Genomic DNA, 10,824 nt, shown 5'->3' on the forward strand with positions numbered 1-10,824 from the left:
CTTTTCAGCCATTCGGCGGGGTCCCGTGCACGGGTGGGCGCCGCGCGGGCGGCGGGAGTGCGCCAAGTGGCCACACGAGGCGCCCGCCGTACCGTCAGTCGCCGACCGGGGTGGAACGCGGCGGCAGCCCCACCGGGTTGCCGGGCGGCAGCAGATCCGAGTCCCCCACCGCGCGGGCCAGCGGATCCAGCAGCGCGGCCAGCCGGGCGGTGCGGTCCGGGCCGAGGGCGCGCCAGGGGCTCTCGGCCGCCGCGTCGGTCAGCGCCTCGACCTCCGCGCGCGCCGCCACTCCGGCGGCGGTGAGCGATCCGTCCTCGGCGAGCAGCCCGCGCTCCCGCAGCCGGAGCCCGGCCGCCGTCCAGTCGCCCGGCTCCCACTTGCGGGTCTCCCGCAGGAAGCCCTCGTCCGACTCGCCGGCGGCCGCCTTGAGCACCATGGCCTCGACCGGCCCGAGCCCCCGGCCCACCAGCACCGCGACATGCCCGTCGCCCCGGTGCTCGCGCAGGGTCGTCAGCGCCTGCCACAACCGGGCCGTGGGCCGCTCCGGACGCTCCAGCGCCTGGTTGGCGGCGGCCAGCACCCGGCCCGCGGTGTCCGCGGCCGCCGCGGCCCGCCAGGCGAGATCGGCGGCCTCGGTGAACTCGGCGGAGCCGGTGACCTCCGGTCCGTACAGCTCGGTCATCGCCGCGTCCATGGCGTCCTCGCGGGCCGCGAGGACCCGCGCGGGAGTCGCGTATCCCCAGGCGTCCGGCAGCGCCCTGGCCACCCGGGCGGGGTGGAAGACGTAGAAGCCGCTCGTCACGACGGCGGGGGAGACCGGGCCGAGCGGGGCGGCCCGCAGCGCGAAGTAGCCCATCCAGTAGCCGCGCAGCCCCAGCTCCGCCGCGGCCCGGTGCGCCTGCGGCGCGAAGTACACCAGGTCGTGCACGGGTTCGTAGCGCTCCCACAGGGCCCGCGCCATTCCGTCCGCCACTGCCGCCTCCCACCGCCTCGGCCGCCACCGGCCGTTTGCCGTCGTGCCGTCCGGCACCGGACTGCGCTATGACCACTGTCATAACACAAGGGCGGGTGACGCACCTCGCGCACCTCTTCCCGGCCTCGCCGCGGCCTCTCCCCGGCGGGATGCGGCGGCGGGGGCGCGGATTGGACCGGACGGGGGGTCCGGAGCCGCCCGCACTGGGGCAGACGGGTGGGCCGTTGACACGGCTGGGCGGCTCGGATGGTGGGAGCCGGGGGCCTCACTGACGGTGGTTCATGTCGAGACCGGGTCCATCCAGCTGATGAGGCGTCCGCTGCCCGGTCATGGCGGAAGGACAACACGATGCGTTCTGCCCGTACCCTCCTGGCCACGGCAGCCGCCGCGGCCGCCCTGGCCTTCGGCACGCCCGGCGCCGCGTTCGCGGTCCCGGCCGGGCACGACTCGGGCCGTGGGGACTCCTCGCACAGCAGCGACTCCGGCGGTGACCGCGACAAGGGCTCCGACCGGGACCAAGACAACGGCAGCGGAGGCGACAACGACCGCGGACACGACCGGCCCCGCGGCGGAATGCACACGGGTGGCGGAGCGCTCGCCACCGTGCTGCGTAACGACAGCAGTGGTGACATCCGGTTCGACCCCGAGTCCTACCAGGAGGACGGCGGGGGCAAGGGCGGCAGCGACGAGGGCGGCGGCGGTGGCGGTCGCGGGAAGGGCGGTGACGACGACAGCGGCGGTGGCGGTGGTCGCGGCAAGGGTGGCGACGACGACAGCGGTGGCGGTGGCGGTCGCGGCAAGGGTGGCGACGACGACAGCGGCGGTGGCGGTGGTCGCGGCAAGGGTGGCGACGACGACAGCGGTGGCGGCGGTGGTCGCGGCAAGGGCGGCGACGACAGCGGCAGCGGCTGGGGCGGCGGCTCCGACAGCGGCGGCGGCAAGCCGCGCGGCGGCATGCACACCGGTGGCGGCGCGCTCGCCGATCCCGGTGTCACCGCGGGCGGCCTCGCGGTGCTCGGTGTCGGCGCGGCCGGCATGTACGCACTGCGCCGCAAGAAGGCCGCGCAGCCGGCGTCCTGACCGGGGCTACGGACGCCGCCGGCGCGCTGCGAGCGCCGGCGGCGCGTGCCCCTCGCGGGCGGGTGCGGCCCCCCTGGGAGGCGAACCCCCGCTGTGACCACCCATTCCGTACCACCCGTCCCGTACCGCCGTGTCCCAGTGAGGTGATGTCCGATGGCAGCGGATCCGTCCTCCGCGCAGCCCCCCGAACCCGAGCCGGACACGTCGGGCGCCGCTCGTGGCGGGCGGCTGGTGCTCTGGGGGGTGGCGATCCTCTTCCTCGCCGTCAGCATGTTCGGCGGCGGGCATCACGGATCGTTCCCGGCACCGCGGGCGACCCCGGCCTCCGGCGCCAGCTCTTCCGGGGCCGGCTCCACGGAGCGGGCCCCGGTGGCCGTCGGGCTGCCCCGGTCGGAGCCGACCCGGCTGGTCATCCCGAAGATCGGCGTCGACGCCCCCTTCACCGAGCTGACCCTCGCTTCCACGGGACAGCTCCAGCCGCCGCCCGCGGCGAACACCAATCTCGTCGGCTGGTACGCCAAGGGCGCGGCGCCCGGCGAGAAGGGCACCGCCATCATCGCCGGGCACGTGGACACCAAGGTCTCGGCGGCCGTCTTCGTCAACCTCGACCAGCTGGACACCGGCGACCACTTCTCCGTGGAGCGCGCCGACGGGCGGACCGCGGACTTCGTGGTGGACAGCGCCGAGACCTTCGCGAAGGACGACTTCCCGAGCGACCGCGTCTACGCCGACACGGCCCGCCCCGAGGCCCGCCTCATCACCTGCGCGGGCGACTACGACCACACGGCCAAGGACTACACCGACAACCTGGTGGTCTTCGCCCACCTCGTGTGACCACCCAAGCCCCTGAGGGGCGCGGGGAACCGCGCGACCGGCCAGGACGGACCCGCAGGCGTCGACGGACCGCATCTCGGCGGCGCCTTGCGGCGGGCGGCAGGGTGATTCCCTGAGGGGCGCGGGGAACTGCGCGATCGGCCACGACGCACCCGCACCCATCCACGAACCGCACCCGCACCCGCACGCATCCACGAACCGCGCCCTCACCCCCGGCCGCCCCCACCCCTCACCCCCGCCGGGACGAGAACGCCCCGCCCCGGCCGAAGGCCACCGCCGCGAACCGCTCGCCGATCCTGCGATGCGCCGCCGTGTCCGGGTGGAGCCCGTCCGGCAGCGGGAGCTCGGCGAAGTCGGCCTCGCCGTACAGCTCGCGCCCGTCGAGGTGGAACAGCTGCTCGTCCCCGGCCGCCCGCTCCCGCACGATCCGCGCCAGCTCCGCCCGGACGACACCGAGCGTGAGCTTGCCCGCCGCCGTCTCCGCCGGGTCCCCGGAGGCCCGGAAGGCGAGCCGGCCCTCGGCGAGCGCGGCGAGGTCCCAGGCCGTGGGCCCCGGCGTGTCCTCGTGCATCGGGCACAGCACCGGCGAGACGACGAGCAGCGGAGTGTCCGGGTGCCCCTCGCGGATGGTGTCCAGGAAGCCGTGCACCGCGGGACCGAAGGCGCGCAGCCGCATCAGATCGCTGTTGACGACGTTGATACCCAGCTTGACGCTGATCAGATCGGCCGGGGTGTCCCGCAGCGCGCGGGCGGTGAACGGGTCGAGCAGCGCACTTCCGCCGAGGCCCAGGTTGATCAGCTCGGCCCCGCCGAGGGCGGCGGCCAGCGCCGGCCAGGTGGTGGTGGGGCTCGCGGCGTCGGAGCCGTGACTGATCGAGCTGCCGTGGTGCAGCCAGACCTTGCGGCCCCGGTCCGCCACGGCCGTCACCGGGGCGTCGGTGCGCAGCGCGACCAGCTCGGTCCGCTCGTTGTGCGGCAGCCAGATCTCCACGTCCTTGGCCGCGTCCGGCAGCCCGGTGAACCGTACGGTGGCGACCGGACCCGGCGTGTGTTCCGCGCTCCCGGCGGCCATGTCGATGGTGAGGACGTCGCCCCCGGCCGCGATGGCGCTGGCCGCCGGACGTCCGTCCACCAGCAGGTCGTACACCCCGTCGGGGCGCGGCGGGACACCGGTGTAGACCCGCTTGGTCGGCACGGTGTCCAGCTCGATGGCGGTGGCCCGGGTGCGGAACACCAGCCGTACCCCGGCGGGCTGCGACTCGGCCAGGGCGAGCTGCGGGTCGGCGCACTGCGCGCGGGCCCGGGCGGGCAGCCGGTGCGGCAGCAGTCCTCGCTCGGTGCGTTCGAGGTCGAGGGCGCCGCGTACGAGGTCGGCGGTGAGATCGGTGGTGTGCATGATGTCGGCCTGTGTTTCGTGGGGAGACGTCGGCTCAGCGGGTGGGCCAGTTGCGCAGCAGGGAGTCCAGGGCGTCCACGATCCGCGTCCAGGACTCCTGGGAGTCGGGGGCGCTGTGCGCGAAACCGCCGGCCGTCTCCAGGCTGACGTAGCCGTGGAAGACGCTGCCCAGCAGGCGCACCGCGTGGGTCTGCTCGGGTTCGGGCAGCTCGTAGCCGCGCAGGATCGCCCGGGTCAGCTGGGCGTGCCGGGGGCCCGCGCTCGCGGCGGCCGTCTCGGGGTCCAGCGGGTACCGGGCCGCCGTGTAGCGGCCGGGGTGGGCGAGGGCGTAGTCGCGGTAGACGTCCGCGAAGGCGCCGAGCGCGTCCTTGCCGGAGCGCCCGGCGAGCGCCTCGGCGGCACGGTCGGCCAGCTCCGCGAGGGCGAGCAGCGCGATCCGTGTCCTGAGGTCCTGGGAGTTCCGCAGGTGCGAGTACAGGCTCGCGACCTTGACGTCGAACCGCCGGGCCAGCGCCGACACGGTCACCTGGTCGAAGCCCACCTCGTCGGCCAGCTCCGCGCCCGCGCGGACCAGCCGCTCGGTGGTCAGTCCCGCACGCACCATCAGCTTCCTCCCTATTGCCGACAAGGATTATGCGTCTTCCTAAAGCTTTTAGGCAAACGACTAATGGGTGAAGGTGTACTGAGGGTGCGCGACAACGCGAACGGCCGCCGACCGGGGACTCCGGTCGGCGGCCGCGAAGGCGCCGCAGGCGAGGGGCGGGTCAGACCGCCGTCGCCGGGTACGTCGGGTACTCCACGCCCGACACGTACTGCACGACCCGGACGACCTGGCACGAGTAGCCGAACTCGTTGTCGTACCAGAGGTAGAGGATCGCGTTGTCCCCGTCGACCTTCAGCGCGCCGGCGTCCACGATCGAGGCGTGGCGCGAGCCGATGAAGTCGCTGGAGACCGCGTCGGGCGCCGTGGTGAAGTCGATCTGGCGCTTGAGCGGCGAGGTCAGCGAGACGTCGCGCAGGTAGTCGTGGACCTCCTCGCGGGTGGTCTCACGGGCCAGCTGGAGGTTGAGGATCGCGATCGACACGTCCGGCACCGGGACGCGGATCGAGCTGCCGGAGATCGGCGCCTTGAGGTCGGGCAGCGCCTTCGCCACGGCCGAGGCGGCACCGGTCTCGGTGATCACCATGTTCAGCGGCGCGGAGCGGCCGCGGCGCTCGGCCTTGTGGTAATTGTCCAGCAGGTTCTGGTCGTTGGTGAAGGAGTGGACCGTCTCCACGTGGCCGCGCAGCACGCCGTACTCGTCGTCCATGGCCTTCAGCGGCGGGACGATCGCGTTGGTGGTGCAGGAGGCGCAGGACAGGATCTGCTCGTCCGGCTTGATGGTGTCGTGGTTGACGCCGTGCACGATGTTCGGGACGTCGCCCTTGCCCGGCGCGGTCAGGACGACCTTCTCGATACCGGGACGCAGGTGCTCGGACAGACCCGCGCGGTCACGCCACTTGCCGGTGTTGTCGATGAGGATGGCGTCGCGGATGCCGTACTCGGTGTAGTCCACCTGCGACGGGTCGTCGGCGTAGATCACCTTGACGGCATTGCCGTTGGCGATGATCGTGCTGTTCTCCTCGTCCACCGTGATGGTGCCCTGGAACTGGCCGTGGATCGAGTCGCGCCGCAGCAGCGAGGCGCGCTTGACGATGTCCCGGGCGCCGCCGCCGCGCACCACGATGGCCCGCAGGCGCAGCCCGTTGCCGGAGCCGGCCTTCTCGATCAGCAGGCGGGCCACGAGGCGGCCGATGCGGCCGAAGCCGTACAGCACGACATCGCGCGGCTCACGCCGCTCGATCTTGTCGGCGCCGGTGGCGCCGGCGACCGCCTCGGCGGTGAACTCCTCGACGCTCAGGCCGCGTTCGTCGGCCTGGTGGAGGGTGGCGAGCATGCCCAGGTCGATCTGGGAGGGGCCGAGGTCCAGGGCGGTCAGGGCCTTCAGGAAGGGCATCGTCTCGGTGACGGACAGCTCCTGGCCGGCGATCTGCCGGGCGAAGCGGTGCGTCTTGAGGATGCTGACCACCGACTTGTTCACCAGGGAGCGGCTGTGCAGCAGGACGGTCACGTCCCGCTCGCGGTGCAGCTTCCCGATGAGCGGGATCATGGACTCCGCGATCTCCTCGCGGTTCTTCCAGTTGGTGAACGAGTCGTCGTTGACAGTCACAGGTCCGGTCCATCTTTCGAGCTAGGCAGCGCTCATATGATAACCACACCTTACGTGGGCACTTCGGGGGGTCCTCAGGGGGGTGCCCGAGGGCGAGTTCCCGAAGGCGAGTTCGACCCGTAGGGGAGGGGCCTGTAAGGGACTTACACCGATTTCTTGACCAATTCCTGATTCAGGGTGGAAGTACGTAAGAAACCCGAGTCGTGGATTGCACGTCTTACCCGGTGTGCCCAAGGTCAGCAACGTGAGCACCTCCTCCGTTCCCCGGCCCGAACCGGCCGCCCCGTCCCGCCCCGCAGGCCGCTTCGATCTGCCCCGGATCGCCCGCCGCGGAATCCCCGAAGGGGCGGTACCGGCCCTCGCGTTGTTCGCGTGCGTCCGGCTCGCCGGGATACTCGCGGTGATCCTGGCCAACGCCCTGCGCGGACACCCGCTCGTCCGGACCCTCGCCCACTCCTGGGACTCCCGCTGGTACCTGCACATCGCGGCCCAGGGCTACGGCCACAAGATGTGGATCACCCCGCAGGGCGCCGTGCAGACCGACTGGGCGTTCTTCCCCCTCTATCCGGCGCTCATCCGAGCGCTCACCACGGTGCTGCCGCTCACCCCGGGCCAGGCCGCGCTGCTCATCTCCTGGCTCGCCGCGGGCGTGGCCGCGTACGGCGTCTACGCCATCGGGCATCTGCTCCACGGCCGGGGCGTGGCCACCGCGCTGGTGGGCCTGTGGGCGGTCATGCCGCACGCCGTCGAGCTGACCATCGCCTACACCGAGTCGCTCTTCGCCGCGCTCGCCATCTGGTCCCTGTACTGCGTGCTCAAGGGCCGCTGGCTGTGGGCCGGGGCGCTGGCCGCGTTCGCGGGTCTCGCCCGGCCCAGCGGCTTCGCGGTGGCCGGTGCCGTCGCCCTCGCCGCCGTGTACGAGGCGTGGCGCGGGCGCGGCCGGGTCTCCTGGCGGCTGTGGGCCGGGGCCGTCCTCGCCCCGCTGGGCTTCCTCGGCTATGTGCTGTGGGTCGGCACCCAGGTCGGCAATCTGTTCGGCGGCTACTTCAAGGTGCAGAGCGCCTGGGACTCCCGCTTCGACTTCGGCGTCGGCGCGGCCCGCTTCGTCAAGGCGCTGCTGCTGCACGGCGGCGGAGTCGTCTACACGGTCGCGCTGCTGGTCGTGGCCACCGGGGTGCTGCTGTTCGCCCTGCTGTGCCTGGACCGCCCCCCGCTGGTCCTGCTCGTCTTCTCCGGGGTGCTGATCCTGCTCGTGCTCGGCGGCTCGGGGTCCTTCTCCTCCAAGCCCCGCTTCCTGCTCCCGGCCTTCCCCCTGCTCATCCCGATGGCCCGCGCCCTCGTCCGGACCTGGCGGGTGCGGCGGGTCCAGGCGCTCCTCGTCTACGGCGCGCTCACCCTGGTGTCCCTGTTCTTCGGCGCCTACGTCACGGCGGTGGCCCACTCCCCGCTGTGAGCGCGTGACCGCGGTGAGGAGTCCGTAAGAAGCCGGTCACCCGGAACACCCCGTGCGAACGCCGGGAAACGGGGTAGTCGAGGGGACGCCCGAGGAAAGGACCGACATGACGACCTACCTGATCAGCGTCCCCGGCACCTTCACCGCCGGGGTCGGCGCGGACACCCGGAGCCGCCTGACCCGGGCGCTGCGCCCCGTGGACCCGCACGGCACCCGCATGGGCAGCAGCGAGGACCTGGATGTGCTCAACGTCAACGACGACAACACGTTCACCCTCCGCCTGACCATCGAGGCCGACACCGGTCCGCACGCCGAGGAGGAGGCCCGCAAACTCGCGGGCTCCGCGCTGCGCGGCGCGGGCCTGGACGAACGCAGCGCGCCGCTGGGCCCGGCGGTGATCACCGGGATCGACTCCGACGCGAGCTGAACCGGCGCGGACACCGGCTGAGCGGCCCGCTTCGGCGGGCCGCGCCGAGTTCGGTCACTTTAGGTAAAATCTAGGCGTTTGCCAATGATTCGGGCAGCCGTGCCCCTTGGAGGCGGTCGCCTCCGAGGGCACCCTCCGCCGGAAGTGAACCGATGTCCCGCAAGCGCTCCACCGACGACGGCGACGAACTGCTGGCCAGACTCGGTTCGCTCACCGCGCAGGCACGCGAGCGCGCGGAACTCCAGCGCACCCAGGTCGAGCTGGCCATCGCCCTGCAACGCGGCATGCTGCCCCGCGACCTGCCCGCCGCCCCCGGACTGCATCTGGCGGTCCGCTACGCCCCCGCCTGCTACGGGCTCAACGTGGGCGGTGACTGGTACGACGCCTTCCCGCTGCCCGACGGCCGGATCGGGCTGGCCATCGGGGACGTACAGGGGCACAACATCGAGGCCGCCGCCTTCATGGGCCAGGTCCGCGCCGGACTGCGCGCCCTCGCCTTCGCCACCGGCGAGCCCGGCGAACTGCTCGCCCGCACCAACGACCTGCTCCTCTCCCTGGGCAGCGAACTCTTCGCCACCTGCACCTTCATGCGGCTCGACCCGGCCACCGGCGCGATGGAGAGCGCCCGGGCCGGCCACATCCCCTTCGTCTGGGCCACGGCGGACGGCAAGTCCGGAGTCGTCGACGACGAGGGCGGCCCGCCGCTCGGCGTCCAGCGGGGCGTCGAGTACCCGGTGACCCGGCACCGGCTGACCACCGGCGGGCTGTTCGTGCTGCTCACCGACGGGGTGGTGGAGGGGCCCTCACTGGCCGTGGAGGACGGCCTGGAACAGGTGACACGGCTCGCGGGCATCGCCGCCGTCGCGGGCCTGGAGAGCCACGCGCTGGCCGCCGCCGTGATCAAGGGCGCGGAGAACGTCGGACACGAGGACGACGCCGCCGTACTCGTCGTCGGTCTCGACGGACCCGCACGGCCGTAGCGTCCCTCATTCGGCCAGAGGGCCGGATCACGGACGCTCTCGCCTCGCCGAGCCGCGCCGGGCGGTGTGAGATGGCTGCTGTGGTGGGTAACGCGGAACTGCGCCGGCCGGGCGGCTATGTCGTCCAGGTGGTGGCCGTCGCGGCCCTCTACTACGGCTCCGCCCGCCTCGGCCTGCTGCGCGAGCTGACCGTGGGCAGCGCCGTCTTCACCCCGATCTACCCGCCGACCGGCGTCGCCGTCGCCGCCCTGCTGATCCTCGGCATCGGCTGCTGGCCCGGCATCACCCTCGGCGCCCTCACCCTCATCCTGACCATCTCGCCGCCCGGCCCCGATCTGGCCGGCATCCTCTTCGGCAACACCGCAGCCCCCGTGTGCGCGGCGATCCTGCTGCACTGGGCCCGCTTCCGCCCCGACCTCGGCCGGTTCCGGGACGGCCTCGCCCTGGTGTTCCTCGGCGCGCTGGCCGCCATGACGATCAGCGCGACCGTCGGCGTGGGCATGCTCGTGCTCGCGGACAAGCTGGCCGCCCACGACTTCTGGCCGGTGTGGCTCGCCTGGTGGGTCGGCGACGCGATGGGGGTCCTGCTGGTCACCCCGCTGCTGCTGATGCTGCGCGGTATCCGCAGGCCGCTGCGCCTGGGCCGGTGGCGGGAGGCGACCGCGCTCACCGTCATCGCCTGTGTGCTCGTCCCGCTGGCCGCCTACAGCTCGCTCAGCCTGCTCTTCCTGGTCTATCCGCTGATCATCTGGGCCGCCCTGCGCTTCCAGCTCGCAGGCGCCGTGCTGTGCGCGCTGTTCACGTCCGTGATGGCCACCATCGCCGCGACGGACGGGAGCGGCGCGTTCCAGGGGCTGAGCCCGGTCGAGATCATGGCGAAGCTCCAGGCGTTCAACGGGACGATGGCGCTCACCGCGCTCCTGATGGCCGCCCTGATCACCGAGCAGCGCAACACGCGCCGCTCGGTGGAGCAGGCATGCCAGGAACTGGTGGAGGTCCTCGAACACCTGACCGCCGGGGAGGTCCCGCTGCCCCTGCCCCAGACGGACGCCGACGGGACGGGGGACGGCGACGACACCGGGGGCCGGTCGTCGCCGTCCCGGTGAGGCGGACGGTGGCCGGGTTGCTCAGTGCGGCCGGTGCGGCTCCTGGTCGTCGCCCCACTCCTCGGGGTGCCTGCTCCGGGAGCTGCGTTCGGCGACGTCGCGGGGGGTGGGTGTGGTCGTCGGCGAGTTGCCGGACTCATCGGCGGCATGACGGCGTTCCGTCTCGTGGCGACGGTTCGCGTCCCGCTGTTCCTGCCGGCTCTGACGCTGGTCATCACGTGCGTTCATACGGCGCCGGGTACCCCCGCCCCGGCGGCCGCAACGTCCCTCCCGGCGTGTCGCCGGACCGCCCCGGGGCACCGGGAGACGATGGGCGGACCCCGCCGGCGGCGGCGCGGACCGGTGGGAAGGACGGCAACGGCACG

Annotated in this window: 11 protein-coding genes; 6 read left to right on the top strand and 5 right to left on the bottom strand. The window is 73.1% G+C overall.

Annotated elements, in window-relative coordinates; all coding sequences use genetic code 11:
- Window positions 1-94 precede the first annotated feature (94 nt).
- Window positions 95-973 carry a hypothetical protein gene (locus tag GHR20_RS33090; RefSeq protein WP_153815278.1) on the bottom strand — a complete coding sequence of 293 codons (879 nt, stop codon included), beginning with the start codon at window positions 971-973 and terminating at the stop codon, window positions 95-97.
- A 348-nt stretch (window positions 974-1,321) separates the two neighbouring features.
- Here GHR20_RS33090 and GHR20_RS38200 point away from each other — a divergent pair, with 348 nt between their 5' ends.
- Window positions 1,322-2,053, top strand: a complete 732-nt coding sequence (locus tag GHR20_RS38200) for a hypothetical protein (RefSeq protein ID WP_111582627.1) — start codon at window positions 1,322-1,324, stop codon at window positions 2,051-2,053.
- A gap of 153 nt (window positions 2,054-2,206) precedes the next feature.
- On the top strand, window positions 2,207-2,887 hold the full coding sequence (locus GHR20_RS33100) for a class F sortase (protein WP_148025872.1): 681 nt from the start codon (window positions 2,207-2,209) through the stop codon (window positions 2,885-2,887).
- A gap of 229 nt (window positions 2,888-3,116) precedes the next feature.
- Here the strand turns inward: GHR20_RS33100 and GHR20_RS33105 are convergent, their stop codons facing one another.
- The 3 genes from GHR20_RS33105 to GHR20_RS33115 form a co-directional block, all read right to left on the bottom strand.
- Window positions 3,117-4,283 carry a GDSL-type esterase/lipase family protein gene (locus tag GHR20_RS33105; RefSeq protein WP_153815279.1) on the bottom strand — a complete coding sequence of 389 codons (1,167 nt, stop codon included), beginning with the start codon at window positions 4,281-4,283 and terminating at the stop codon, window positions 3,117-3,119.
- Window positions 4,284-4,317: 34 nt separating this feature from the next.
- Entirely contained in the window at window positions 4,318-4,887 is a 570-nt protein-coding gene (locus GHR20_RS33110; RefSeq protein WP_153815280.1) for a TetR/AcrR family transcriptional regulator, read from the bottom strand.
- 160 nt (window positions 4,888-5,047) lie between these two features.
- Window positions 5,048-6,493, bottom strand: coding sequence for a glyceraldehyde-3-phosphate dehydrogenase (locus GHR20_RS33115; protein ID WP_111582631.1), 1,446 nt, complete (start codon window positions 6,491-6,493; stop codon window positions 5,048-5,050).
- Window positions 6,494-6,737: 244 nt separating this feature from the next.
- Here GHR20_RS33115 and GHR20_RS33120 point away from each other — a divergent pair, with 244 nt between their 5' ends.
- From GHR20_RS33120 to GHR20_RS33135, 4 genes are all read left to right on the top strand, one after another.
- On the top strand, window positions 6,738-7,946 hold the full coding sequence (locus tag GHR20_RS33120; RefSeq protein ID WP_243878198.1) for a mannosyltransferase family protein: 1,209 nt from the start codon (window positions 6,738-6,740) through the stop codon (window positions 7,944-7,946).
- 106 nt (window positions 7,947-8,052) lie between these two features.
- Entirely contained in the window at window positions 8,053-8,373 is a 321-nt protein-coding gene (locus GHR20_RS33125; protein ID WP_111582633.1) for a hypothetical protein, read from the top strand.
- A 152-nt stretch (window positions 8,374-8,525) separates the two neighbouring features.
- Window positions 8,526-9,353: a PP2C family protein-serine/threonine phosphatase gene (locus tag GHR20_RS33130; RefSeq protein WP_153815282.1), complete on the top strand. Its 828-nt coding sequence runs from the start codon at window positions 8,526-8,528 to the stop codon at window positions 9,351-9,353.
- A gap of 71 nt (window positions 9,354-9,424) precedes the next feature.
- Window positions 9,425-10,459, top strand: a complete 1,035-nt coding sequence (locus GHR20_RS33135) for an MASE1 domain-containing protein (protein ID WP_194859054.1) — start codon at window positions 9,425-9,427, stop codon at window positions 10,457-10,459.
- 21 nt (window positions 10,460-10,480) lie between these two features.
- Here the strand turns inward: GHR20_RS33135 and GHR20_RS33140 are convergent, their stop codons facing one another.
- On the bottom strand, window positions 10,481-10,687 hold the full coding sequence (locus GHR20_RS33140) for a hypothetical protein (protein ID WP_146609768.1): 207 nt from the start codon (window positions 10,685-10,687) through the stop codon (window positions 10,481-10,483).
- Window positions 10,688-10,824: the final 137 nt, after the last annotated feature.

Source organism: Streptomyces sp. SUK 48, assembly GCF_009650765.1.
Lineage (GTDB): Bacteria > Actinomycetota > Actinomycetes > Streptomycetales > Streptomycetaceae > Streptomyces.